Source organism: Vibrio sp. VP6 (assembly GCF_028823755.1).
GTDB classification, from domain to species: Bacteria; Pseudomonadota; Gammaproteobacteria; order Enterobacterales; family Vibrionaceae; genus Vibrio; species Vibrio parahaemolyticus.
In genome coordinates this window covers 47,701-72,272 of record NZ_JAPEID010000011.1, presented here as the reverse complement: position 1 = coordinate 72,272, position 24,572 = coordinate 47,701, and the positions used below count along the sequence as shown (strand labels likewise).

At 42.8% G+C, this 24,572-nt stretch carries 24 protein-coding genes; 17 read left to right on the top strand and 7 right to left on the bottom strand.

The window, feature by feature from the left end:
- The first annotated feature begins 31 nt into the window (after window positions 1-31).
- Window positions 32-1,465: an FAD-dependent oxidoreductase gene (locus OU793_RS09565; RefSeq protein WP_029832362.1), complete on the top strand. Its 1,434-nt coding sequence runs from the start codon at window positions 32-34 to the stop codon at window positions 1,463-1,465.
- 22 nt (window positions 1,466-1,487) lie between these two features.
- Here the strand turns inward: OU793_RS09565 and OU793_RS09560 are convergent, their stop codons facing one another.
- The 3 genes from OU793_RS09560 to OU793_RS09550 are packed head-to-tail and all read right to left on the bottom strand — an operon-like array spanning window position 1,488 to window position 3,858.
- A complete protein-coding gene (locus OU793_RS09560; protein ID WP_140351676.1) occupies window positions 1,488-2,423 on the bottom strand; it encodes a biotin-dependent carboxyltransferase family protein in 936 nt (311 codons plus the stop codon).
- Window positions 2,420-3,103 carry an allophanate hydrolase subunit 1 gene (locus tag OU793_RS09555; protein ID WP_140351675.1) on the bottom strand — a complete coding sequence of 228 codons (684 nt, stop codon included), beginning with the start codon at window positions 3,101-3,103 and terminating at the stop codon, window positions 2,420-2,422. The genes OU793_RS09560 and OU793_RS09555 overlap by 4 nt, the downstream gene beginning before the upstream one ends.
- Complete coding sequence (locus tag OU793_RS09550) at window positions 3,103-3,858, bottom strand: 5-oxoprolinase subunit PxpA (protein ID WP_140124211.1); 756 nt, start codon at window positions 3,856-3,858, stop codon at window positions 3,103-3,105. The genes OU793_RS09555 and OU793_RS09550 overlap by 1 nt, the downstream gene beginning before the upstream one ends.
- Before the next feature lie 319 nt (window positions 3,859-4,177).
- On the opposite strand from OU793_RS09550, the gene OU793_RS09545 reads away from it, so the two are divergent.
- Window positions 4,178-6,136, top strand: coding sequence for a diguanylate cyclase (locus OU793_RS09545; RefSeq protein ID WP_025522598.1), 1,959 nt, complete (start codon window positions 4,178-4,180; stop codon window positions 6,134-6,136).
- A gap of 54 nt (window positions 6,137-6,190) precedes the next feature.
- On the top strand, window positions 6,191-7,207 hold the full coding sequence (gene galE, locus OU793_RS09540) for a UDP-glucose 4-epimerase GalE (protein WP_005498859.1): 1,017 nt from the start codon (window positions 6,191-6,193) through the stop codon (window positions 7,205-7,207).
- A gap of 126 nt (window positions 7,208-7,333) precedes the next feature.
- Here galE and OU793_RS09535 read toward each other — a convergent pair whose 3' ends face one another.
- Both OU793_RS09535 and OU793_RS09530 read right to left on the bottom strand, forming a co-directional pair.
- The gene (locus tag OU793_RS09535) at window positions 7,334-7,459 is read right to left on the bottom strand and encodes a hypothetical protein (RefSeq protein WP_005480852.1); all 126 of its coding nucleotides are present in this window, start codon (window positions 7,457-7,459) and stop codon (window positions 7,334-7,336) included.
- 83 nt (window positions 7,460-7,542) lie between these two features.
- Window positions 7,543-9,624: a TonB-dependent hemoglobin/transferrin/lactoferrin family receptor gene (locus OU793_RS09530; protein ID WP_159404336.1), complete on the bottom strand. Its 2,082-nt coding sequence runs from the start codon at window positions 9,622-9,624 to the stop codon at window positions 7,543-7,545.
- 232 nt (window positions 9,625-9,856) lie between these two features.
- On the opposite strand from OU793_RS09530, the gene OU793_RS09525 reads away from it, so the two are divergent.
- Window positions 9,857-10,744: a LysR family transcriptional regulator gene (locus OU793_RS09525; protein ID WP_140103427.1), complete on the top strand. Its 888-nt coding sequence runs from the start codon at window positions 9,857-9,859 to the stop codon at window positions 10,742-10,744.
- 86 nt (window positions 10,745-10,830) lie between these two features.
- Here OU793_RS09525 and OU793_RS09520 read toward each other — a convergent pair whose 3' ends face one another.
- Window positions 10,831-13,464, bottom strand: coding sequence for a bifunctional acetate--CoA ligase family protein/GNAT family N-acetyltransferase (locus OU793_RS09520; protein WP_062888387.1), 2,634 nt, complete (start codon window positions 13,462-13,464; stop codon window positions 10,831-10,833).
- Between the two features lie 242 nt (window positions 13,465-13,706).
- On the opposite strand from OU793_RS09520, the gene OU793_RS09515 reads away from it, so the two are divergent.
- The 4 genes from OU793_RS09515 (at window position 13,707) to yciH (ending at window position 16,251) form a co-directional block, all read left to right on the top strand.
- Window positions 13,707-14,276 (top strand): SPOR domain-containing protein, encoded by a 570-nt coding sequence (locus OU793_RS09515; protein WP_140103426.1) that lies wholly within the window; start codon window positions 13,707-13,709, stop codon window positions 14,274-14,276.
- 151 nt (window positions 14,277-14,427) lie between these two features.
- Window positions 14,428-15,417, top strand: coding sequence for a D-alanine--D-alanine ligase (locus OU793_RS09510; RefSeq protein ID WP_005455294.1), 990 nt, complete (start codon window positions 14,428-14,430; stop codon window positions 15,415-15,417).
- A gap of 128 nt (window positions 15,418-15,545) precedes the next feature.
- Window positions 15,546-15,935: a DUF3319 domain-containing protein gene (locus OU793_RS09505; RefSeq protein WP_047123753.1), complete on the top strand. Its 390-nt coding sequence runs from the start codon at window positions 15,546-15,548 to the stop codon at window positions 15,933-15,935.
- Between the two features lie 4 nt (window positions 15,936-15,939).
- Entirely contained in the window at window positions 15,940-16,251 is a 312-nt protein-coding gene (gene yciH / locus OU793_RS09500) for a stress response translation initiation inhibitor YciH (protein ID WP_020835292.1), read from the top strand.
- A 244-nt stretch (window positions 16,252-16,495) separates the two neighbouring features.
- On the opposite strand, the gene OU793_RS09495 is transcribed toward yciH, so the two are convergent.
- Window positions 16,496-16,864, bottom strand: a complete 369-nt coding sequence (locus OU793_RS09495; protein ID WP_273979449.1) for a DUF3693 domain-containing protein — start codon at window positions 16,862-16,864, stop codon at window positions 16,496-16,498.
- Window positions 16,865-17,007: 143 nt separating this feature from the next.
- On the opposite strand from OU793_RS09495, the gene OU793_RS09490 reads away from it, so the two are divergent.
- The 9 genes from OU793_RS09490 to OU793_RS09450 all read left to right on the top strand — a co-directional run bounded on the left by OU793_RS09490 (window position 17,008) and on the right by OU793_RS09450 (window position 24,560).
- Window positions 17,008-17,232, top strand: coding sequence for a hypothetical protein (locus OU793_RS09490; protein WP_029851168.1), 225 nt, complete (start codon window positions 17,008-17,010; stop codon window positions 17,230-17,232).
- Window positions 17,225-18,481 carry a replication initiation factor domain-containing protein gene (locus tag OU793_RS09485; RefSeq protein ID WP_029803951.1) on the top strand — a complete coding sequence of 419 codons (1,257 nt, stop codon included), beginning with the start codon at window positions 17,225-17,227 and terminating at the stop codon, window positions 18,479-18,481. Before OU793_RS09490 ends, OU793_RS09485 begins: the two co-directional genes overlap by 8 nt.
- Window positions 18,482-18,486: 5 nt before the next feature.
- On the top strand, window positions 18,487-18,813 hold the full coding sequence (locus OU793_RS09480; protein ID WP_274647762.1) for a hypothetical protein: 327 nt from the start codon (window positions 18,487-18,489) through the stop codon (window positions 18,811-18,813).
- On the top strand, window positions 18,810-19,055 hold the full coding sequence (locus OU793_RS09475) for a hypothetical protein (protein ID WP_005376279.1): 246 nt from the start codon (window positions 18,810-18,812) through the stop codon (window positions 19,053-19,055). Before OU793_RS09480 ends, OU793_RS09475 begins: the two co-directional genes overlap by 4 nt.
- Before the next feature lie 28 nt (window positions 19,056-19,083).
- The gene (locus OU793_RS09470; protein ID WP_029849360.1) at window positions 19,084-19,302 is read left to right on the top strand and encodes a hypothetical protein; all 219 of its coding nucleotides are present in this window, start codon (window positions 19,084-19,086) and stop codon (window positions 19,300-19,302) included.
- A 133-nt stretch (window positions 19,303-19,435) separates the two neighbouring features.
- On the top strand, window positions 19,436-20,902 hold the full coding sequence (locus tag OU793_RS09465) for a chemotaxis protein (protein ID WP_274647761.1): 1,467 nt from the start codon (window positions 19,436-19,438) through the stop codon (window positions 20,900-20,902).
- The gene (locus tag OU793_RS09460) at window positions 20,902-21,234 is read left to right on the top strand and encodes a DUF2523 family protein (protein WP_025788705.1); all 333 of its coding nucleotides are present in this window, start codon (window positions 20,902-20,904) and stop codon (window positions 21,232-21,234) included. The genes OU793_RS09465 and OU793_RS09460 overlap by 1 nt, the downstream gene beginning before the upstream one ends.
- A 3-nt stretch (window positions 21,235-21,237) precedes the next feature.
- Window positions 21,238-22,662: a zonular occludens toxin domain-containing protein gene (locus tag OU793_RS09455; RefSeq protein ID WP_140167848.1), complete on the top strand. Its 1,425-nt coding sequence runs from the start codon at window positions 21,238-21,240 to the stop codon at window positions 22,660-22,662.
- Window positions 22,663-23,282: 620 nt separating this feature from the next.
- Complete coding sequence (locus tag OU793_RS09450; protein WP_274647760.1) at window positions 23,283-24,560, top strand: phosphoadenosine phosphosulfate reductase family protein; 1,278 nt, start codon at window positions 23,283-23,285, stop codon at window positions 24,558-24,560.
- The last annotated feature ends 12 nt before the right edge of the window (window positions 24,561-24,572 follow it).

Below are 24,572 nucleotides of genomic sequence, written 5' to 3'. Positions count from 1 at the left end.
GATTTCTCCTTATAAAATTTTTAGTGAAGCAATGAAGTCTGAGTTTCTAAGTCATAAAGATAAACACATCGCCGTTATAGGTGGTGGTGTAGCCGGTGCCACAGCCGCCATTCATTTTGCAGAGTTGGGATTCAAAGTCTCTGTTATTGAAAAGGGCGTCTCGTTAGTCAACGGCCCACCAATTTGTCACCTTCATGCGGGCGGTAATTTGTATCGTGAAATTTCTGAACAACAATGTTTGGATTTGCTTACGCAATCTATAGATACGATCAGACTGTATCCTCACTCACTGAATATTCGTCCTACCATTATTGCCGTACCTCACTCTGATGGGGGGGACCCATTCGCGCTGCTGCCTCGCTTAGAGGTGATTAAAAGTGCTTACCAGGCGTTAGTCGACAAAGACGAACACAACAAAGTACTTGGCGAGCCTGAAGAGTATTTCAAACTGTATTCGAAAGAAGAACTGCAGGAACTGGCAAAACAAAACCAACCAGAACATCCATCCACATTTGATGAATGGAGCATTCCTTTTGCTCAGCACGCTGATTTAGAGCAATTAAAATATCCGGTCGTTGCCGTTCAGGAGTATGGTTGGAGCGTGTTCCGTTTAGCGGCTATTGCTAACTTAACCTTAGCAAAACTGCCGAATTCAAACGTGATTACTCAAGCGACACTGAATCAGGCTGATTGGCTTGGTGATCATTGGCAATTGACTTACGAACACAATGGCGTCAATTGTTTGCTTACTTGTGATTACTTAGTCAACGCATGTGGTTTCGAGACGGGAACTATTGATAACGCAGTTGGCGCTAAGCGTGACCGTTTAGTTGAATTCAAAGCCGCTTACGTGACCAAATGGAACGAATGTAACCAGCAATGGCCAGAAGTCATTTTCCACGGCCCCCGTGGCACAGATAAAGGAATGGCGCAGTTAACTCCTTATGGAGATGGCTATTTCCAGCTGCACGGCATGACGAAAGAGATCACGTTGTTTGAAGATGGCTTAGTTGAAAGCACGGCACTCTCTGCTCAACCTGAGCTACCTGTACCGTTACTGTCTAAAATTCGCAGTGGGTGGCGTGAAGAAATTTTGGGTGAAAGAACGCATAACGCAATACAACACATGGCCCAATTTATCCCTGATTACAAAACAGCGGAAAAAGGTGGCAAAGCGTTGTTTGGTGCTCAACAAATTCCAGGCACAGATCCCGTGCTTCGCGCGGCAGATGTTTCATTCGAACAAAATCACTACGCTCGAATTGAAGTTGTGAAAGCGTCTTCTACGTTGTTGGCTGCTCAAAAAATGCTTCAGTATTGGTTTGATATCACGCCTCAACATAATGTAGAAGCGCAACATCCAGTGACCGTTAATTGGTCTGAAGACGAAATCGAACAATACGCGATTAAACTGACCGAAGAACGAGGCTATCCGCATGCTCTAGCTGAACGCTACGGGATGTAAACAGCCAAAAACTGAATAGGGCTCAGTAGCCGAAAAACTGAGCCCACTGACACCACACATCCTGCAAACCTTGTCTATCACCCTTGATAAAACGCACTTTCTGACCCGGCTTCGCTTGCGCTAATCTAGGTAAATCTATTCTTGCAACACAACCAAGCTTTGGATACCCACCAATGGTTTGGTGGTCATTGAGTAATACAATCGGATTACCATCATCGGGAATTTGAATGGCGCCTAGCGCGATCCCTTCAGATAAGATGCCATCATAAGGTGGCTTTACCGTATTTCCTTCAAGGCGATAGCCCATTCGATTAGAGTCTGGCGAGATCGCAAAGCTTCCCGAATAGAATTTTTCTTTAGCTTCAACACTGAAATCATCACATTGATAACCTTCAATAACGCGTAGTGTAATTGGCAAGTTGTAATCTGGCTTGAAACGAAATGTCATGATTCTTGGTTTATGGTTAGGTAATGAATGCGCGTCAAAAGGGAGAACATCTCCAGCTTTTAGAGCGTTACCATTGGCTTCTAGTCCACCTAATGCTTCACGAAGCACGGTCGATGAGCTCCCAAGGTGCTCAGGCACATTGAAGCCACCTTTTACAGCGAGATAGGCGCGAAGGCCATTTTTTGCCATTCCGAACTGAAGCTTTTGACCTTTTTTTATCGAAAAATCCGACCAATTAGCAATAGGGTGACCATCTACTGATGCATTAAGATCGCCGCCACAAATTGCCAGGTGACAGTCTTGCAAGGCGACAAAACAAGCATTGCCTAGCGTAATCTCGATTGCTGAGCAATTCACACGATTTCCAAGTAAATGATTAGCCCAACTGTAGGCGTAATCATCAACAGGGCCACCTTGCGTTATCCCGATGTGAGCAAGACCAAAACGGCCAAAGTCTTGAATCAATGACAAAGGCCCTGACTTTTCAACTAATAATCCTGATGCGCTCATAACGCTCCCCCTAACTCAAGAAATTCCTGTTTTGATACCGTATAAAACGTGACCTTGTCACCAACTTCAAAAGGAATAAAAGGAGGAGTATCCGAAAAGAGTGAGAGTGGAGAGCGACCTATGATATTCCAACCACCTGGACTGTCTGATGGGTAAACGGCGGTCTTACTATCGGCAATGCCGACACTTCCTGATGGCACAAACGTTCTCGGCGTTTTTAACCTAGGCATGGCGATACTCTCTTCCACATCAGAAAGAAAGGCGAAGCCAGGTGCGAACCCAATCGCGGAAACGGTATATACCGGCTTTGTATGAGCATCAATAAGCGCGCCGAGATCAATGCCTTGTTCTTCAAAACGCTTCAAATCTAAAGCAGTTTCTTCCGAGTAATAAACGGGTATCGAAATTTCGTTAGGCTCAGCCTCATCGGCTTTATTTGGGTCAAAAGCAACTAAGATATTGTGCAGTATGTCGACTAACTGAAATTCACTGATTCTGAACGGTAAGTAATCAATTAACACGGTTCGATAGGAAGGAACGATATTCATGACAATATGAGACAGATGTTGGTTCATTGCTCGCGCTAACTGTCCAATTGAGTTTTCAGAAATGGTTTCATCAAATCGAATCAAAATGCTGCATTCACAAACCAAATCAATCGAGAACTTTGTTTGATGCATTAATTTCCTCCGGAGTAGAGGCTTTGACGAATTTTTTGAATCAAAGCGATCGACTCTTCATTGTCTCCATGGACGCATATTGTGTCCGCTTCTAACAAGATATAACTGCCTGAAGCGGTTTTTACTCGGCCCGAATCAGCCAATGTTCTGACTTGTTCTAAAATCGCAAGCTCATCTTTCAAAACGGCATTTGGGTGCGTTCTTGGTGTCAACATCCCATCATCTTGATACAGACGATCGGCAAACGCCTCAAACAACAATGGCACATCATAATCGTCCGCGATTTCTAAATATTTTTCGTTCTCTTGCGATGCAAGGATCATCAACGGCACTTTAAACAGCGCGGCTGCTTTAACGACCGATCGAAAAACCGCATCGCTTTTCATCATATCGTTGTAAAGGGCACCATGAGGCTTGATATAACCGATATCGGTATACTGCGCACGACACAATGCCTGCAACGCGCCTACTTGATAGATCACCATGTTAGTAATTTCATCGCTGCTCATACTGAGGCTGCGTCGACCAAAACCTTGTAAGTCGGGATAACCGGGATGCGCACCAATATCAACATCGTGAAGATTCGCTAAGGTAATCGTGTCGTGCATCACGTTCGGATCGGAAGCGTGAAAGCCACAAGCAATGTTCGCCATATCGACATGAGGCATCACGCTATCGTCAGCGCCCATCGTCCAAGAACCAAAGCTCTCGCCCATATCGCAATTTAATGTCAGTTGCTGTTTATTCAATGTCATATATTTATAGTTACCTTAGCAATCACATCACGATGCAGGAAAAACCTTTTATCTTCAGTGACTCAGTTCATTCTTCAAACAACCAGAATGAGATTTTTACTTAGAACTCGAGCTGAGAAAGATCATTAGAGTCCAGCACGTCGTTATCGTTCTTTGATTTGATCCGAATTTTAAGGTAATTCGGTCCTTTTCAATCCAATTTTTGAGAATTTAACGTTATTTTGCTTTGCCGTCATGTTAGTCTTACGGCTTCTATTGGGTGATAGTTTGCATAACAACTCTTTTGTCTTCTAGTTGTTGTTGTGCGACAGGAATATATATGTCATTACGAGCAAAGCTTATCTGGCCGATTCTGGTTTTTATTACGGCGATCTTTGTTGCTTCAAAAGGTTATACCTCGTACACCGCATACCAATCGTCAAAACATGAGTTGGTTGAGCAAACTCGCAAGTTAATCAATAACGTGTCTTATTCAATTAAAGATGCGCTCACAACAAAGAACAAGCGAAAAGCACAAACTATTCTGGCCGATCTTCTAGAACAGCCCAACGTTTCTAGAGTGAAATTGTATGATAGGGCCAATGAACCTTTTGTTGTGCTTGAAGGGAGTGGGGAGTCTGCTCCCGTTCCTAATCAAAATGAAAGAAGTAAGCTCGATGCATTAGGGTATGCGTTGTCCGCCAAGTTTTTGTACGTACTTGAGCCTATCATCCATGAAGGGCATGTGATTGGTTCAATTCGAGTGACGTTGTCACATATTCCAATTATAAATGCGCAACATTCATTCTTGAAAGATGCCGGCGTACTTCTGCTGATATTGGCGGCTGGTGGCATTATTTTCTACATTACCATTGATCGTATCATTCTAAGACCGTTGCTCGATCTCAACGGTGCAATTCAAGATGTTACTTTTGGTAATGCCTCTCACGTACAAATTCGTCATCATTCTAAAGACGAACTGGGCGAAGTTATTCACTCATTCAACCGAATGATGACCAAACTCCGAAAAAGGGAAAAACAACGCCAGCATTCGTTAGCTACGCTCGAACAAAAAAGAGCATTTTCAGAAGAAGTCATTGAATCCATTCAGTATGCGTTGGTTATTACCGACAACCTTGGCACCATTATCCACAGTAATGCTGCGACTCAGCATATATTTCAGAAAACACCGGAAGCATTAGAAAATGCGAATATCCGCGATCTGATAAAAACCAAAATGCCGAACGAGCTTAGCCAAATTCTTAGTCGATGCTTAGAGTGTGATGATATCCACCTTCAAAACATTGATAACGAACAGCAGCTAAGCCTAACGACTCGTCGTTTGTCTAACCACGGTTATCTTCTATTCGCCATTCAAGACATCACAGAGATTGAAGAGGCGATGAATCGCCAGCGCGTAGCTGGTCGAGTGTTTGAAGCCAGTCAAGACGGCCTTATTGTGCTTAATCACAAAGGCGTCATTACCATGGTTAACCCAGCAGTCACCAAACTTGTGGGTTTAGAAATCGACCAGTTAGTTGGTCAGTCTTTCATTCAAACTATTCGTTGGCGAAAATTACAAGAAATGATGCCGAGTATCATTGAATCCATTGAAAACTATGGCGTGTGGCAAGGAGAAGTGATTGAGCAAAATCACTTAGGCTTACTTGTGCCAATGTTTGCTCGAGTAAACCGCATCGTGAAGTGCGAGGATAACGGTTTCTACGATTTGGTCATTATTCTTACCGATCTCTCCAATGCAAAAGAGATGGAGCGCCTCGAGTATCTCGCACATCATGACGCGCTTACAGGATTAGCAAATCGTTCTAAGTTCCATTTAGAGCTGGAAGATTTAGTCCAAAGATCAGGCTATCAGCGCGATGAATTTGCGGTACTTTATCTTGATCTAGATGGTTTTAAGGAAATCAACGACACATACGGCCATGACGCTGGGGATGAAGTTTTAAAACGTGTCGCAGATCGTTTGACATCGGCGACTAGGCACAGTGACTTAATCGCACGCCTGTCTGGCGATGAGTTTGTTATGCTGGTCAACCCGGCCAATCAAAAAGTCGTAACGCGAATCGCCGAGCAATTGTTAGAGAGCATCTGTGCGCCTATTGAATACAAAGGTAATGAGCTAAAAGTCGGCGTGAGCATTGGGGTGAAATTGGTTGGCGTTAATGAACGAGACGCAACCCGTATTTTAAAGAGTGCGGATACCGCAATGTACCAAGCGAAGAAAGCCGGAAAAGGGCAAGCAATATTAATGGGATGCGAATTGCAAGAGACCGTTTAAATTGTCGCATTAAAGCTTTACACTAACCGGATTCGCGTCAGAAGGATTGATAAAATGAAAGTACTTGTTACGGGTGGTATGGGCTACATTGGCAGTCACACTTGTATTCAAATGATCGAAGCTGGTATGACACCAGTTATTCTCGATAACCTATACAACAGCAAATCCACAGTCTTAGAGCGCATTGAAAAAGTATGTGGCGTAAAGCCAACTTTTATTGAAGCGGATATTCGCGATAAGGCTGCGCTTGTTGAGGCACTAAAAGCACACAATATTGAAGCCGTTATTCACTTTGCTGGCCTAAAAGCAGTCGGAGAATCAGTAGAAAAACCGCTTGAGTATTACGATAACAACGTAAATGGCACACTTGTTCTTGTGGACGCAATGCGTGAAGCAGGCGTGAAATCACTGGTATTTAGCTCATCTGCGACAGTTTATGGTGATCCTGCATCAGTGCCAATTACTGAGGACTTCCCAACTAGTGCGACTAACCCATACGGTCGTAGCAAGTTAATGGTAGAAGAGTGCTTAACTGACTTCCAAAAAGCGAACCCAGACTGGAGCATCACACTTCTTCGTTACTTCAATCCTGTTGGTTCGCACCCAACTGGTGAGTTAGGTGAAGACCCGCAAGGTATTCCGAACAACCTAATGCCATTTATTTCTCAAGTAGCGGTTGGTCGTCGCGAGTTTCTATCTGTATTCGGTAGTGATTACCCAACCAAAGATGGTACTGGTGTTCGTGATTACATTCACGTAATGGATCTATCAGATGGCCACGTTGCTGCGCTAGAAAAAGTCGGCAGTAAAGCTGGTTTGCACATCTACAACCTTGGTACCGGTAATGGTTACAGCGTTCTTGAAATGGTAAAAGCATTTGAAAGCGCATGCGGTAAAAATGTGCCATACCAGCTGGTCGAACGTCGACCTGGTGACATTGCAGAATGTTGGGCAGATCCTTCAAAAGCAATGAATGAACTAGGCTGGAAAGCATCACGTACTCTTGAAGAGATGACAGGAGACACATGGCGCTGGCAATCAAATAACCCACAAGGTTACCCAGATGCATAGCCCTTTAACACAATAATAACAAAAAGGCGCATTCCAGCGCCTTTTTTGATCTAAATCGGAAAAAATCGTAAATTCCTGGTTAAAAGGTAGCAACCAAATAGATAAGTGCTAAACTACCCATGACTCTTAATTTAGGTCGTAAATTTTCTTGTAGCTATTGGGGTAGTTCATGGAGCTTGGTCTGATCATCGCATTCATCGTTGCAGCAGCAGTGATGGTGAAGAAAGAGATGGCAAAACAGTAAGCTTTCATTTTTCATACTTTTCTTAACATTTTTGAAATGAAAGCCAATTAAAAAAGCCAGCATTAAGCTGGCTTTTGTGTTTTCGGAGGCTTTAGAACTCGTATTTTGCTGTAATTGACCAGTTCCGCCCAGCTTGAGTCAGATCTTTGTTCTCAGTCTGAAGGTCACGCACATCATTCCAATTATAGTACTCTTCATCTGTCACGTTGAACAGACCTGCTCGCAACGTAAGATCTTTAATAGGTTTGTAGTACGCGGTGATATCTACAACCGTAGCAGCAGAGATAGGCAACACTTTATCGTCATTTATGTCGCTTTTGTCTTTAGAAGCTGTGTAGTTAATGGTTAACGTGGTTCCCCAGTTTTGTTCTGAATCGTAATTAAAACCAGCGACAAGGTTCCAAGGGTTAACACTGTTTAGTGGATTATTGTTTCCATCTTCACCTTCCGTATACGCCGCTGCTACACGAGAGCTAAAGCCTTCGATTGGCATGAACTTGTTCCACGAAAGTTGGTTTGAAAACTCAATACCTTTAATTGTCGCTTTGCCTATATTCACATACTGCTTAATCGCAGGGTCAGTCACTGGCGTCCCAGTGCCAGAGACGGTTTTACTTTCGATGAAGTTGTCGTAGTCGCTGTAGAAAACTGACACTTCACTGCTAGAAATGTCATTGTTATGTCGCCAACCAAACTCGTACGAAATACTGTCTTCTGCTTTTAAATCAGGATTTGGCTTAAAAATGTAGCCATGCAATGGGTTACCGAAAGAGTAGTACAACTCCTGGAAATCTGGAGCACGGAAACCTTGGCTGATTTGCGCGAATAAACGATGTTGTTCATTAAGCTTATAAACAGAACCTAAGCGGCCTGTAAATGCAGAATCAGAGAACTTTTTGTAGTCGCTAGCCGCGTTACCACTTGGGTTACTGCTTGTGTCGCCTGGATCGGTTTCAAATGCATCCCACCGTACGCCCGGAGTAATCGTAAAGTTACCTACCGTAATCTCGTCTTGTAAAAAGAGCCCGTAACGACGCTCACTCGCAGAAGGAATATAGAAAATTTCTTTGTTCGCGCTTGCACTGTTGTACTCTTTGTTGACGTTCTTAATGTCTTTATCACTTAAGGATGCACCGTACACAAAGTAATGCTCTGTACTACCAAGCGAGAGATATTTGTCAAACTGTGAGTCAAACTGGTAGCCTTCATCCTCGTAGATGTAGTCTTTACGTTGGATATTCTGGCCTTTTACACGATCAGTAATGCCGTTTTCTTCCTTGCTAAGCCAATCTAGTTGCCAGGTAAGGGAGTCCGCTAGGGCCGTTTGCATCTCCCAAATATGTTTTATACCAACTTGATATTGCTCTGTTACATCTTCACTTGTTGCATTCGTATAACCGTTGTAAGACTGCTTTCCATTGCCTTTGTTGCGAATATAATTCCCATTGAATTCAACACGATGTGCATCATTGACTTGGTACTGAAGTTTAACTAGTAAGTTGTTCGCTTCAGTACTTGCATCTGCTAGATCTCCAAAGTTATCCAGTTCATTGCCGTCGCGACGCGTATAGGCAACTAGAGATTCCAAATCGCCAGTTTTGTTCGCTAGTGCAACAGATTCACTGAATGTATTGTCTTCAGAAGAGTAGTTGAACTTCGCATGGCCCCCAAAGTTACGACCCTTAAGGAAATCAGCCGGATCTTTGGTTTCAAATGCAACAATGCCACCAATTGCGTCAGAACCATGCAGAGACGATGCTGCACCTTTTACAATTTCAACCGCTTTTATTAGGTCGGTATCCACGTTAACGCGAGCAGAGTTAATGAACGTATTCCCTGATTCGAACTGGTTACCTTGAGATACGCCGTCCACAAGAACCTTAATTCGGTTACCTTCGATACCACGAATATTGATACTCTGGACACCTTGACGCGAGTTTGTCTTAACCGTGACTCCTGGCGTGTACTCAAAGAGATCATCTAAGCCAGTGACCATGCTTTCTTCGATGTTCTTATCAGTAACGACGGCAACAGAAGCAGCAGTATCTTCGATTTGGCTATTAGTACGAGTCGCAGTCACGACCACTTCATTGAAAGTTGAATGGTCTTCAGCGTAGGCACCTTGGGATAGTGCAATTAGAATAGAGGCTGATAAAATTGATTTATTATACATTGGTTTCAATACCTTAAATCCATAATAGGCAATAACAACGCGCAAATGTTAATGGATCTAAATAATAATTACTATCATTATCATTTTAATATTTAAATTTTGATGTCGTCTATTCTTGAATGCTTAGCATTTCTAGTCTTTATTTATCAGTGTGTTATATTGTTGAAAACGATTTCTGACAAATCTATCCAAATATCACAGCTGTGATTCACATCACACAAAGGGAGTTATCGTGCAGAGCCCTATCACTTTAGAAGCGCTCCATATCTTGGATGCGATAGATCGCAGAGGCAGCTTTGCGGCAGCGGCAAATGAGCTCGATAGAGCACCATCTTCGCTGAGTTACCAAATCCAAAAGCTCGAACAAGATCTCGACATCAATATTTTTGACCGTTCAGGACATAAAGCGCTCTTTACGGAGGCAGGCAAGCTCATTTTGGAAAGAGGGCGTGCAATTCTGCAAGCGAGTGAAAAGTTAGTGAATGATGCAACTTTGCTTGCTAACGGTTGGGAGTTGGATATTACTGTTGCGTTTGATGGCATCATTCCAATTTCAAACTTCTTCCCGATGGTGGATGCACTGGCGGAAGTAAGCTCGACACGCATTAGGCTGCAAGAAGAAATTCTTGCAGGAAGCTGGGAATCTCTGAATACGGGAAGAGCGGATCTGCTTGTGTGCCCTTCGTTGGATACGTTACCGCAAGAAGTGAAAGCAGAGAAAATTGGCAAGATGTCCATGATTTGGGTTGCGGCAACCGAGCATTACGTTCACAAACGCAGTGGCGAGTTTGATGATTCAGCAAGAGAGAAATACCGAATTATTGCCATTGCAGACACCGCACGCGAACAGCCAGCACTTTCGATAAACATCATTCAAAAGCAACCTAGACTCACTGTTACTAACTTTACAGCAAAAGTAGAAGCATTAACCGCAGGCTTAGGGATTGGTACCTTACCTAGACAAATCGCGCTACCGTTAATAGAAAAAAGCGTACTTAAACAAATTGAAGGCACAGAAGAGCAGCCGATGGATATCATTCTAGCGTGGAGAAGAAACACCATGGGTGAAGCGAAATCTTGGTGCATTCAGTATCTGAAGAAGAATTGGAAACTAAAGTAACAGCGTCACTTTTTACTTCTTAGATTCAGATGAGACTACTGAATCTAAGAAGTTGAGCGGTAGAAAGAGAGCACGCTCCTCACTCATTAATTTAAAGGTAGCACCATATCTGCCGTACCGTCTGCAAACTGGACATCAACTTCAAACCCCAAACGTTGAGCAAGCATCAGCATCCCTCGATTGGTAGGCATTGTCATACCTGACATTTGTTTCGTGCCTTTAATTTTGCAATAGCTGATGATCTTCTCCATCAAGATTTTTCCTAATCCTTTTCCTTTCAAATCTGAGCGAACCAAAATCGCAAATTCAGCATCACTATTGTCTGGCGTGATCAGCGCACGCGCTACACCAATGATCGACGGTCCACTTTTATCAAAGGCTACTGCGACAAAGGCCATCTCTCGGTCGTAGTCAATTTGAGTAAAATTAGCTAAAGCTTCGTGGTTAAACTCACCAACCTCTGAGAAGAACCGTTTATAGAGATCTTCTTTGGATACACTATTTATGAACTGAGCGTGGAGTGGCTCATCTTCAGGAAGAATTGGACGAAGAAGGATTGGTTGACCATCACGCAGTGTCACAGTTTCAACAAATTCAGCAGGGAAAGGGCGAATAGCCAGTCGTTTTTGAGCGTCACCTTCATATTTACAAAGCGTCACATCAGCATCAAGTATGGTTAAGTCATCTCCAGATACCAACACTGGATGGATATCCAGTCTTTGTATTTCAGGTAACTCAACCGCCATTTGCGAAATACGAACTAAGAATTTTGACAGCTCAGTAATATCGAGCGCATCTTTGTGTTTCTGAAGACGGATCTTCCCGGACTTTAATGCAACCACGACTAAATAGCGTGCAAGCGTCATATTCAAAGGAGGCAGGGCGGCCACTGCATCTTGAGCGATGTTCCATTCAGATCCACCTTGACCAAGTAAAATGACAGGCCCAAATACCTTGTCGACCGCGATACTGATTCGCAACTCTTCCGCGCTGCCAAGCTTCGCCATGCCTTGAACTAGCAGGCCGTGTACGCTTGCAGATGGGTAACTGAATTTGACGGCATCTAAAATCGATTGTGCAGCGTTAGAAACTTCTCGACTATTTCTCAAATTAAGCGCCACGCCGTGTACGTCTGATTTGTGAGGAATATCAGGAGAGCGAAGCTTCACGGCGACCGGGTAGCCAATATTTTCTGCCATGTGAACAGCTTCGATTTCATCCGATGCTATCCAAGTAGGCAAAACATTAAAGCCAAAGAGCTTAAATAATGGGCTAGTTTGGTGTGTATCCAGTGTAACTGTGTTTTTATCCAGTAGTCGTTCATCTACCCATTCTTTTGCAGAATTTACGCTACCTGAGTGCAGCGGCTCTGCTGTTGTTGGCGTTTCCATCAACTGTTTCTGGTTTCGCCTGTATTCAACTAGGTGCATGTACGCAACGACCGCGCTTTCCGGCGTACGATAGGTAGGTATCCCCGCTTGAGTGAATGCCAGTCTAGCATCTCGAGATGTTTGTTCCCCAGACCAGTTAGTTAGGACATTAAAATGTTTATGTCGAGGGTGATTCTTGATGGCTTCAATAACCGCCAAAGCCGTTTCATAAGAATCAGACACGGCAGAAGGACTGTGCATAATCAAAATCGCATCAGCACAATCATTATTCATTACCGCATTGATCGCATCTACGTAGCGTTTTTTCGTTGCATCTCCGGAAAGATCTATCGGATTAACACCCCGCCAGTTAGACGGTAAAATGGCTCTGAGCTGATCGGTTGTTACTTCGTCCAGAGTCGCTAAATTGCCACCTCGTTCAACTAGTGTATCGACCGCCATGACGGCAGGGCCTCCACCGTTAGTGATGATGGCTAAGCGTTCTCCACGCAACGGAACTGAGTGCGTCAGCGTCTCTACCGCAGCAAATAACTCATGCGTATTGCTAACACGCAGCATACCCGTTCTTCGTATCGCAGAGTCATAAATCACATCGAGCGTATCGCCATCTTGCTGCTCGAACGTATTCATTTCTTTTGAACGACCAGCTTTCAACACCAATATACGACGATTGCGAGAAGCGGCACGGGCTGCGGACATAAATCGTCGTGCATCTTGAATGGAGTCGACATACAACAATATTGCTTCGGTATTGCCATCCATACTCAAATAATCGAGCAAATCTGCAAAATCAATATCTTGTCCACGCCCAATCGAGATAAATGAAGAAAACCCGATATTTTTGTCGTTAGCCCAATCTAAAACCGTGGTACAAACGGCAGCCGATTGAGAGATAAAAGCAATCTTTCCCGGCTTTGCTGCGACAGGCGAAAACGTACAATTGAAATTATGCCAAGGTAAGATAATTCCAAGACTGTTTGGTCCAAGAACCCGAATATTAAGAGATGACAAATCTAGCGTTTGTGCATCATCAGAAATTACTATCGCGAATGGAGTACCACGCTCATCCAGCTCTTTGAGAAGTTGTTCATTTCGCGAAGCATTAGTACAGAGAATCGCGATATCCGGCGTATAGGGCAGGGAAGCAACATCGCGATAGGCAATGACACCCGATACCGCTTTATACCTTGGGGTAACTGGCATGATTGCACCGTCAAACCCACTTTGCAGAAGATTCCGCATAACGACTTGCCCTGCACGGAGTTCTTTTTGAGAGGCGCCAATTACCGCTACAGAACTAGGTTTAAAGAGCTTATGTAGTTTATTCATGTGAACTCCTGCGGCTTGTCGCGACTTACTTGCAATCTGCTACGTTGATATCAACAATCATAAACGAATAAATAGGCCAGAAAACATAAACGAACCGGACATTGAAGCAAATCTATACAGTGCTTGTAGAGTTTGTGTTACTCATCACATCAAATTCGCAGATTATTGTATTTGATGCTTGATAAACGGGCCTGCTATCGGCATGATTTATCGTAATATTTATCCAGAGCGTTTGTTACTTCATGAAAAAAATCGCAATCATTGGCTTATCAGTCCTTCTTTCAGCTTGTGTTTCGGAAACTTACATCACAGATGTCACCTCCGAAAGCTACCGAGAAGACTACAAATCAGACGCAGTCTCTAAGCCTATAATGGCGTCTGAAAGTGCAGTTGTAGAACAAGACGTTAAGCCTGAAGTCGTGAAAATGACGGCAAAGCCTGAAGAGAAAAAAGTGGTGAAACTCACACCAAAAGAGCAGGTAAAACCCGTTAAAATCGTCCCTCCGAGCAAGAAGCAAGCAGGTATTCAACGATTCGGTTACACCATCCAGGTAGTCGCCGTAGGTAGCCAAGCTAAAGTTGATCAATTTGCAAACAAACTGCCTCAAAACGGTCAGCCGATTTGGGAGAATTACAAAGTTGTCAACGGCACAGAGTGGTTCTCGGTTCTTTACGGTGACTACGCAACAAGCGCCGAAGCTCAACAAGCGATTTCAACGCTTCCAACTCAATTCCAACAGTTGAAGCCTTTTGTTAAAAGCATTGACGCAATTAAGAACTCATCATTTCCAACGCTTAACAAACTCAACTAATCAAACCAAAATAAGGGAGCAATACGCTCCCTTATTTCTTTGGTCAAATCCTATTCGAACAGAATTCCTCACACTAAAATAACTGTACGTTACACCTCAAAGGTTTATCATATTAACTAGTATCTTTTGTAGGTCACGGAAAGATTGATTCATGATTAAAAATATTCTTCTATTATGCGGCGGCGGCTCTTCTGAACACGAAATTTCACTGTTGTCGGCTAACTTTGTTGAACAACAACTAAACCTAATTCAGAACGTCAAAGTCACTCGCGTAGAAATAAAAAATGAAGGTTGGGTTACAGATCAAGGCGAATTGGTTTACCTTGATTTAAACACCAAACAATTGTGCTCGAATGAATCCAATCAAACGATCGACTTTATTGTGCCTTGTATTCACGGCTTTCCCGGCGAGACTGGTGACATTCAATCACTATTCGAAATTGCCGGTATCCCATACTTAGGATGTGGACCAGAAGCAAGCAGCAACAGTTTCAATAAAATCACATCAAAACTTTGGTACGACGCTTTAGACATTCCAAATACACCTTACTTATTCCTAACTCGCAATGATGAACACGCTCACAGACAAGCTGAACAAGCCTTTGAAAAGTGGGGAAAAGTGTTCGTTAAAGCTGCACGTCAGGGCTCGTCTGTTGGGTGTTACAGTGTAGCGGAAAAACAAGCTATCGCTAAAGCAGTAAACGATGCGTTTGGTTATTCAGATCAAGTACTTGTAGAGAAAGCGGTAAAACCTCGTGAGTTAGAAGTCGCAGCTTATGAAATGAACGGTGAACTGCACATCACTAAGCCAGGTGAAGTGATCGCACCCGATGGTGCATTTTACTCATACGATGAAAAATACAGCAGCTCAAGCCATTCATTAACAGAAGTAGAAGCGAAGAACCTGACTCAAGAACAGATCGATAAGATTCGTCATGCGTCAGAAACCGTATTCAAACAAATGAACCTTCGTCATTTGTCTCGCATCGACTTTTTCCTTACGGAAGATAACGAAATTTACTTGAATGAAGTGAATACATTCCCAGGAATGACGCCAATTTCAATGTTCCCTAAAATGCTTCAAAACAATGGTCACAAGTTCCATGAGTTTCTTGAAGATTGTATTAATAGTGCAAAGTGATTAACGTTTACGCGATACATTTTGTGTTAGAAATAGTTGAATAGAGCACGGTTTGTTCAAGCGATATTTGAATAATGCTCAGTAACAATTATGATTGTATTAACGCATTAAACAGATGATTCAGTGGTATGGCAATTTCAAATTATAGAGGTTTTAACCTGCAGTCAGGCGGACCCGATGGCAGTATTTGGAAGGTTAAAATCAAAAACCACGTTTTACAAGGCAGTTTGACGGCGGTGAAAAAGAGCATTGATTGGTGGTGTGACACAGCATCAATCATTGACCCGAAAGAATTCGCGTCTCTTGGACAAAGAGCAAACCCAACCGGTGGTGTTCAATCAGAAGTTTTTAACGGCTATACCATTAAAAACGACACTGGTGAACCAAACGGTTGGTACTGTATGTTTAATGGAAAACTCATTAAAGGCGGCAAATCTGCTATTCAACGACACATCGAAGCTTATTTAGTTGCAAAGCAGAAAGCGATGCAAGCACAGGCACAACAGCAAAAGAAATAACAGAATGACCCTGGTATATTCAACAGAAACCGGACGCATTAAACCGGAAGAAGAAAAAGTAGCTCGTCCTAAAGGCGATGGTATTGTTCGTATTCAGCGCCAAACCAAAGGCCGTAAAGGCAAAGGCGTTTGTATCGTTTCAGGATTAGACCTAGACGACGCGCCTTTGAAACTGCTCGCTGCAGAGCTTAAAAAAGTATGCGGTTGTGGCGGTTCAGTCAAAGATGGCACCATCGAAATTCAAGGGGACGCAAGAGATAAGATCAAAACGCACCTTGAAAAGAAAGGCATGGCAGTAAAACTAGCCGGTGGCTAAATTCCTGACATTAAAATCTCAGATAAACTAAAAATGGCGTCTATATGATTAGACGCCATTTTTATTTGCAATACACAACGAGCTAATTGAAGAACAAGCAATCGAAGATTGATAGATCGATATTAGCTATTTTATGGTAAATACTGATTATGTTTAATCAGCTCTCTAAAGTTAGCTCAAATTTAAAATCTGAAAGAGATAGGAGAGCAAAGTAGAAATAATCTGACGTATGGTTACACCTCATTTAACATAACACATATAATGCGCACTTAGCTATAGCCACTTTAAGGTCGCCAAGCCACAGCGCAAACATTCCACAAACCATTGAAATACTTGATAATCCTAGCCCGTTAAACTTTTTTGTAATCTTTTCCCACGCTTGCTGCGCTTTGTATGTTTTGCTCTTATCGGCAGCTAAATACACTAAAACTTCTTCCTCAGATAAACCTATTTTTTCAGCAATAAAAAGAGCTTCGTTTTCAGTTAGATAGCGCTCTCCCTGTCTTATTTTGCTTATCTTTTGATTGCTAATCCCCAAATCATGAGCAATTTGCTTATCTTGTACGTAGTTTTGAGCCTTTTTGTAAGCATCTAACAGTTTACTTTGGTACATGAGAAATCCTCCATTTATCCTAATTGTATAACTTCAAACCCGATTTTGGGCGATTTACAAACCCGACTTTTGTAGGTTAGTATTCTACACAAATCGGGATTAAACACTCCCTTGCTAACTCTACATCCCAAAGAGACTTAACAATGGCCTTTGAACTTAATAGACCTCAAAAACGTCCAGTTTACTTCGAGCATCACTCAGACGGCTTTTGGTGTTCTATTGATGGTCAACCTGAGTACTTCAAAACCAAACAAGAAATGTACATGTTTGCGTGTGGTGAGTGTCGAGAATTGATTCAAATCACGGATGAAAATGAGCGTGAACTTCGTGAGTCTGGCGCTTTTGATGCGGATTACTGCGATGAATAAAACCATTATCGACTTCGTTAGTTTTTCGGGCTCTCCTGAGTTACTTGAGCGTTGCAAAGAAATGGCTAAACAGCGTTTCGCTATCTCTCAGATTAACGAGTTCCAATCACAAAACGTTGTGGCTATTGCTCATCGTGAGAAAACTCAAATCGCCTACTTCATGGAAAACTTGGCTAACGTTCTGGGCTGTGATGAGCGTAGCGACTTCGCTAACAGTGATTTGTACTTTGCTGCGGCTGATAAGGAATTGAAAGACGCGGATTTACATATTGCGACTGATAAGACGTTCAAAGAGTGTTACGACAATCTGATTTCTAACATCGGTATCGATATGTTGGACGTCCTTTGTCATGGCGAGGTGGAATCGTTTCTTGAGGTGCTTCAAAACGAAATCAGCTATGAGGGTAATCATTGGGAAATCCAACGTAAAGGCGGCGGATTTTCTGGTTATCGTCATTCAGCTAAGTTGCTTTGCAATGGTACTCAAGCTGGTTTAGTTGCTTGGGGTGCGGCTAACTTTGGCTTTTATGTATCGTTTTCTGGTAAGGGTTGCGAGGCCGTTGATATGGCTAAGCTTCAATACTCTCTTAAACAGATGCCTCACACTAAATTAACTCGTGTGGATATTGCTCTTGATGATATGCAAGGCAATGTGACGATTGATGAGATTAAAGAGCGTTACTGTAACGGTGAGTTCATTACACGCGGCACGCCTCCATCTTGGGGTGAGTTTTGGGGTGGTCGCGGTATGAGTAAAGAAGACCGTAAAAAATGCGGTTTAGTTCCTGATGCTGGTCATACGTTCTATGTAGGTGCTCGTGAGAACGGGAAGATATTCCGCGCTTACCATAAGGGCGCACAACTTAAGTGTAAGGACTTCCCAAACTGGAATCGTTTCGAGGTACAGATTGGTAACCGTTACCGTGTTATTCCTTTGGATGTTTTGACCAACAGTGACCAATATTTTTCGGGTGCATACCCTGCTCTATCTACTTTAATTCCTAGCGTTGTTCCTGTGGCTATTCCGACGGTGAAAGTTCAGTTCCAAACAACGTTAGAAAACGCAATCAAACATGCGAAAACTCAGTACGGTAAGTTGATTAACTTAATGTCTCAGCTTTATGCCGATGAAAAAAATTCGCATGAAAAAATTATCAAGCGTCTCACTGACGGCTTGGATATTACGGATATCCCCGACCGGATTAACTTTCCAGTCGGTCGGGCTTTAAACGCAATCAATCTGGAGTAAATGAAATGAGTAACACAATTACTGTTGTTGTGGCTGGCTGTGAGCATTCTGTTGGTTTGTCCAAAAAGGACGACACGCCATATAACTTTGCTCAACTTAATATCTTGACACCTAATCAGGGTTGGAAGTCGGCAAAGGGTCAATGTAAAGCCTACGGTTTGGCTCAATGTCAAATGCCTATGTCGGCCAACCCTGCTTTGTTATCTGAGTTCGACAAAATTCAAAATCAGTTCCCTGTTAAGTGTGTTCTGACTCTCGAGCCTGACCCTGAGAACCCTCAGCGCAACCTAGTTACTGATTTCAAAATTGCGGAGTTAGAAGACGAATTATGACTCTCTCAGTCTGTGCGGAAATCCTCACTGATGGAACGATTAAAGCTTTCCCCTACGAGCCGTTAGCCAATTGCACGTTCGTAGTGGTGAGCAATGACGACTATCAGTTGATGGCGACTCGCGCAAACTTGGAGTTTGATATTGATGCAGCATTTTACGCTGAGATAACAGGTTATTTGCTGCTCTCTTTTGTGTCCGGTCACGTGCTTGGACGAATTGTTAAAGGGCTTGGTAAAGCCTAATCCTGTAAAACCTTTTGGAGATATTCCTATGAAAAAACTTAACGTTAAAAAAATCGGTGCTAAGGCTGCTGTTGTAACTGGTGCTTTGGTTGCTTCTGCTTCTTCTTTCGCTGCTGATCACTCAGCCGCTATCAATACCGCTGTAACTGAGGGTCAAGCTAACTACACGTTAGTTGTGGTTGGTCTGATTGGCCTTGCGGCTATCGGCTTCGGTCTTCGTATGATGGTTGGCTCAATGCGTTCGTAATCGCTATGCAAGAGACGTTAACCGCCATACTCACCCTACTTTTCGCTCTCTCGATGTTCGGTGGATTCGTTGGGGGTTTTAAGTCTGGTATCAACGCCTCCTAGTGGGGCGTTATTTTTTATAAGGAATACAAATGAGTATTAAACAAAGCATTGCGTCACTGGTTATTTTGCTGAGTGTTTCGTTTAGTGCTTCTGCTTCGCTATATAAGATTACAACTATTACCATACCGGGGGCGCAACGAGCTTTTAGTCCCGGTTCTATATACTCTGATAGTTATGTATTTTCAGCATCGTTTGTTTCTGATTCCGGTAACACGTTTAATGACTGTACTCCTTACAGTTCTACTATTAATTGTTCTAAAAATGGCGGTTCTAGGCAAAAGGTCGTCTCATTTCATACTCAGTCGTCTTGCCCCGATGGCGAGTCTCTGATTGACGGTGAGTGTCAGCCCGCTCCTGAAATTCCTTTTTGTTCAAAGGATTCTACGCAACAGCAAATAAAAGATTTTGAGGCACAGTGTGCGGCTGATGGTGGTAACTCAACGGTTTTTTGTAATGACTTGGTTGACCCGCCTGATTTTCGTATGAGTTGTGATATTCCTCCTCCGCCTCCTGAGGGTTGTGAGCCAGGTTCTCCTTCGTGGCCTCAGTGTTTGGATGATGAAAATAAGTGTGATGAAAATCACCCTGATTGGAATCCAGAATATGGAATGTGCTGTACGCCAGATAACAATTGGTGTGATGTTCCACCTCCTGAATCTTGTACTATCTTCTCTCCAAATTGGCCTGCATGTTCTGGTGATACAGATATAGACCCTCCATCGGGTGGTGATTTAGGCGACCCTGACAAACCAGACGGTGGTGGTTCTGGTGGTACTGACCCTGATAAACCTGAACCGGATGTTGATAATACTAGTGACACTCTAGCGGCTATTAAGGCGATGAATAAGGATGTTAACTCCCAGCTAACTGGCATCAATAACGACATGAACAAAAACCAAGCTGAAACCAAATCAGCTCTTGATGCTCTCAAGGCTTCTGTTGATTTGAATACCGATACGGTTGTTGATAATGCCAATCACGTTGCGAATGCGATACAAGGACAATCGGACATGTTGTCTGATATTGGTAATAAAACTAATGGATTGCTCACTTCTGCGAATAATCTTTTAAACAATGGTTTTGGTCAACTATCTAACGAACTTGGTGATTTGCAGTCGACGAATCAAAAAGGCTTTGGTGATGTTGTCGATGCACTTAATGAACTTGGTAATACCGATGTAACTCAAGGTCAAGGTGATGCTCCCGTTCTTCTCTATGATGGTGCTCAGTACGCTAATTTGCTTTCTGAGGTCGAAGCATTAAAGGGCGAGTACAAACAAATTCTTAATGACTTCAAGTCTTACTTTAACTTTAACGATGGCGTGAATAGTGGTGATTTTAATCCTCACAATCTGGGGCTTAACTGGCATGGCAACGCTATCAATCAAAAAAACCAAGTCATGCTAGCGTTACAGGATAACGCCGGAATCATATCCGCCGTGGTCTTGTTTATCTTTGGCATGTTGGGCATACGCGCACTTGTGGGGGCTTTGTAATGACAGACTTCTTTCAGTTAATGGCTAACTTTGGTGACACCATTTACAACTACTTGACCAATATGGGTAACTTTTTTGACCAGATAATGGTGTGGCTCCAAACATGGTGGATAAAGATGAAATTAATGGTCGCTATTGAGTTCCTTAAGGTCTCTTATCTTGTTGCTACTTCACTGCTCGATGAAATCGGCTTTAGCGCACTCTTTAGTCAGCTATTTAACCTCCTACCTTCTGAACTTAGATATTGGGGGGTGTTATTCAAGGTTCCTGAGGGAATGGCCATTTATGTTAACTGTGCTACCACTGCACTTGTTATGCGTATGTCGAGGTAATTCATGGCTATTAGTATTCGTACTGGCGGTAATGGTTCTTACAAATCAGCGTATACGGCTTGGTTTGTGATTCTTCCTGCTCTTAAGGCTGGTCGCGTTGTGGTGACTAACTTTGAGGGTATGCAGCCATTAGAAGAAATTGAGGAGCGATTAAACATCAAGTTTCCATCGTCTGCTAAGTTGATTCGTATTTTCTCTCGTTCTGAGATTGGCATTGAACTCTGGCAGCATTTCTTTTGTTGGTGTCCTCTCAATGCGCTTATTGTTATTGATGAGTGTCAGGATATTTTTTCCAAGAATATTGGTTTTGATGGTCGCAAAATCAAATATCGCCCTCTTGAGGAGTTTCTTCCTCATCTACCCAAGGGTTATAAAGAGTTCTTTGATTCTCGCCATGTTCCGGTTGATTTAAGTACCCTCCAATCTTGCGAGATTGACGATTTGGGTGTTGCTGAGTATGACGCTAATGGTCGCATAATCTACCCGTTAACTTATAACGAGGGCTTTATGCGCCATAGAAAATACAATTGGGATATTGAGTTGCTCTCACCTGACTGGCAGCAAATTGATAGTTCAATTAAGGCGTGTGCGGAGCAAGCATTTTTCCACAAAAACAGGGATGGTTTCTTTTTTGCTAAGCGTAAACCTTGGATATACAAACACCCTACCAATGTGGCTAAGCCTGTTATTCCACAAAAGAAAGATGCCAACCTGTTTCCTCAAAAAATTCCTATTGAGGCTCATCTTCTCTACAAATCGACGGGTACGGGTGCCGCTACCAAATCAGGGGGTTTGAATACACTGTTTCGCTCCCCGAAATTCTTTCTCGCTCTGTTCTTAATGATTGCTTGTCCGGTGTACTTTATTTATGGCGTTATGGATTTATTTACTCAAGATGAAAGTCAGGTTTCAACAAATGAACCTGCGACGGGTGTTAATAGCCAAACTGTGGAATCTGTTTCGGTTGGACGGTCTACGCCGTCTACTCAAGGCGGTTCTGTTTTATCTAGCGGTGGGAATTCTAATCCGAATACTCAGCAAGCTAGCTCTCCTTTTGTTCCTGTAACTCAAGTTCTTTACTTTGAGGGTTTACAAAACGCGTACTTATCGGGGTTTCATAAGCGCACCAACATCAAGGAGAAGAATGGCCTTAACCTGAGAACGGCGCACTTTGATGTGATCATTAACGCTTACACCAATGATGGTTTGTATTCTCTAAACAAGCGCTATCTTGATGCGGTTGATGTTCAATTTGAGTTACTCGATGAATGTTTAATGGTTCTAAAGCAAGGTGAGCTTAAGAGCCTTATTACGTGCGAGCCATCCAATCCTATTGAGCCTCGGGAACGTGAGGCGGTTGAGACGGATGTCGCTAGCATTGGTTCAATGCGTAGCAAAGCTATGAGTGAAAATTCGTTTTTGATGTGAGGTTTTGATGTATGACTTTTATAGACAAGTTGCAAGGGATAAGCGCTGGATTCTTCGTAGTGGCTATGACTTCTCTGATTGGTATTACTGGGTTCATCAGTTGGTCTACAGTGAATCTAAAGGGCGCTGAATTGCTCTTTTGGGTTTCTGCTTCTTTTGAGTTTTTAGATTTGCTCTGGATATTCTCTTTGGGGATTTTTCTCGGTTGGTATTTGTCTCCTCGGAATCAGCCCCGCAGGGATAAGGAGTTGCGGAGCGACGACGGGGCACCAAGCCGCCCACTAAACTAAAGATAGCCTTCCCACTTAATCGGCGCGGTTAGAAACCCAAATTCACTTGGTTTCTGCCGCCCACCTTTCCTGCTAAGCCATTCTAAACGACTAGGGCACTCCCAATCGTCGTTTCTCTCACACCTACCTCATAGTGCGCCAAATCAATCGAGAGTCGAGATTGATTCTCTTGTAGTGGCTAAGGACAAATGACGACGACGAAAACTGAGGAGGAGGATTGCGGACGTGCCGCGTCATCCCCGTATAGTAATACGGGGTGAAAGTCTTCACTCCATAGTTACTGATTTTCCCTTTCTTTGAAAATAAAAGCCCCCATTCGGGGGTGCTATCTTGATTTTTGTAACAAAAATAAATAACATGATTTGCGTTAACAACAATCAAAAGACTGGAAAAATGGATAATATGACACTCAAGCAAAGACAAAGTTTGCCACTAGATGCAAAGATTCAGATGACCAAGTTAAGAGTTCGCCAGTGGTATGATCATTATGATGGTGATGTTTATTTAAGCTTTTCGGGCGGTAAGGACTCCAATGTTTTGGGGCATATCATTCGAAGTATGCCTGCCCCTTACAAGTACATACCTATGGTTTTTGTGAATACAGGTCTAGAGTTTCCGGAGGTTCTTAGTCATGTTCGCAACCTAAGCCATGAGGGTTGGAACATCGAACAAATTAAGCCATCAAGGACTTTTAAGGATATCTGGGAGAATGACGGAATTCCCCTTGTCTCTAAGCGTGTTGCAAGACAAGTTCGAATAGCCAGGGGGGAGCTTGGTGGTGAGCAATCAAAAAGATTGGTTCTAGATGGCATCAAGAAAGATGGAACTAAAACCAATTCTCAATGGAAAATGTCAGAAAAATGGAAGTACCTTATTGATTCGGACGTAAAAATCTCTGACACATGTTGTGATTACCTAAAGAAAAAGCCTTTTATAGCCTATGAGCAAGAGACTGGCTTTAAGGTTATGACTGCCATGATGAATTCTGAGGGTGGCACTCGTGAAATGATACAACGTTGCAATATGTTTGATGTTTCTCGCCCTAAGTCTTCTCCAATGCTTTTTTGGAACGAATCAGATGTTTGGGAGTATGTTAAATTTTACAAAGTTAAGTTGGCTGATGTTTATTATGATAGGTCAGTTGTTCATAACGGTAAGACCATATGTGTCAAAGGTGAATCTAGGACTGGCTGTATGTTTTGTGCTTTCGGTCAACATCTGGTGAAAGATGACTTAACTAAGTTCCAGAAAATGCAGCTTACACATCCGCGTCAATACAATGTCATTATTAATAGAATGGGTCTTGGCAAAGCGTTAGACTTGATAAGTGTTAACTATAAATATGACTTTGAGTTAGAATCTCCAAGTATTCATCAATCATCGGAGGTTATTGAATTGTCGGAGGTTAAAGGTGGTCATGGTGGTAAGCGTAAGGGTGCTGGGCGACCTAAGTCTTTACCAACAACTTTAGTTCGCGTTCCTGTTGAGATAAAGGACTTAATAGGACGGGTCTCCAATGACTATAAATCTATGAGTGAGGGTCAGCGCTTAGACCTCATTAAGGATATTGAGTTGCTTCTTGAAAGTAGTTACAAGAAACAAGCGTAAAAAAAAGGGGCT

Excerpts from the sequence above, each read along its gene's own strand:
- OU793_RS09565 (WP_029832362.1), top strand. The coding sequence starts at position 32 with ATGAAGTCTGAGTTTCTAAGTCATAAAGATAAACACATCGCCGTTATA.
- OU793_RS09560 (WP_140351676.1), bottom strand. The coding sequence starts at position 2,423 with ATGAGCGCATCAGGATTATTAGTTGAAAAGTCAGGGCCTTTGTCATTG.
- OU793_RS09555 (WP_140351675.1), bottom strand. The coding sequence starts at position 3,103 with ATGCATCAAACAAAGTTCTCGATTGATTTGGTTTGTGAATGCAGCATT.
- OU793_RS09550 (WP_140124211.1), bottom strand. The coding sequence starts at position 3,858 with ATGACATTGAATAAACAGCAACTGACATTAAATTGCGATATGGGCGAG.
- OU793_RS09545 (WP_025522598.1), top strand. The coding sequence starts at position 4,178 with ATGTCATTACGAGCAAAGCTTATCTGGCCGATTCTGGTTTTTATTACG.
- galE (WP_005498859.1), top strand. The coding sequence starts at position 6,191 with ATGAAAGTACTTGTTACGGGTGGTATGGGCTACATTGGCAGTCACACT.
- OU793_RS09535 (WP_005480852.1), bottom strand. The coding sequence starts at position 7,459 with ATGAAAGCTTACTGTTTTGCCATCTCTTTCTTCACCATCACTGCTGCT.
- OU793_RS09530 (WP_159404336.1), bottom strand. The coding sequence starts at position 9,624 with ATGTATAATAAATCAATTTTATCAGCCTCTATTCTAATTGCACTATCC.
- OU793_RS09520 (WP_062888387.1), bottom strand. The coding sequence starts at position 13,464 with ATGAATAAACTACATAAGCTCTTTAAACCTAGTTCTGTAGCGGTAATT.
- OU793_RS09515 (WP_140103426.1), top strand. The coding sequence starts at position 13,707 with ATGAAAAAAATCGCAATCATTGGCTTATCAGTCCTTCTTTCAGCTTGT.
- OU793_RS09510 (WP_005455294.1), top strand. The coding sequence starts at position 14,428 with ATGATTAAAAATATTCTTCTATTATGCGGCGGCGGCTCTTCTGAACAC.
- OU793_RS09505 (WP_047123753.1), top strand. The coding sequence starts at position 15,546 with ATGGCAATTTCAAATTATAGAGGTTTTAACCTGCAGTCAGGCGGACCC.
- yciH (WP_020835292.1), top strand. The coding sequence starts at position 15,940 with ATGACCCTGGTATATTCAACAGAAACCGGACGCATTAAACCGGAAGAA.
- OU793_RS09495 (WP_273979449.1), bottom strand. The coding sequence starts at position 16,864 with ATGTACCAAAGTAAACTGTTAGATGCTTACAAAAAGGCTCAAAACTAC.
- OU793_RS09490 (WP_029851168.1), top strand. The coding sequence starts at position 17,008 with ATGGCCTTTGAACTTAATAGACCTCAAAAACGTCCAGTTTACTTCGAG.
- OU793_RS09485 (WP_029803951.1), top strand. The coding sequence starts at position 17,225 with ATGAATAAAACCATTATCGACTTCGTTAGTTTTTCGGGCTCTCCTGAG.
- OU793_RS09480 (WP_274647762.1), top strand. The coding sequence starts at position 18,487 with ATGAGTAACACAATTACTGTTGTTGTGGCTGGCTGTGAGCATTCTGTT.
- OU793_RS09475 (WP_005376279.1), top strand. The coding sequence starts at position 18,810 with ATGACTCTCTCAGTCTGTGCGGAAATCCTCACTGATGGAACGATTAAA.
- OU793_RS09470 (WP_029849360.1), top strand. The coding sequence starts at position 19,084 with ATGAAAAAACTTAACGTTAAAAAAATCGGTGCTAAGGCTGCTGTTGTA.
- OU793_RS09465 (WP_274647761.1), top strand. The coding sequence starts at position 19,436 with ATGAGTATTAAACAAAGCATTGCGTCACTGGTTATTTTGCTGAGTGTT.
- OU793_RS09460 (WP_025788705.1), top strand. The coding sequence starts at position 20,902 with ATGACAGACTTCTTTCAGTTAATGGCTAACTTTGGTGACACCATTTAC.
- OU793_RS09455 (WP_140167848.1), top strand. The coding sequence starts at position 21,238 with ATGGCTATTAGTATTCGTACTGGCGGTAATGGTTCTTACAAATCAGCG.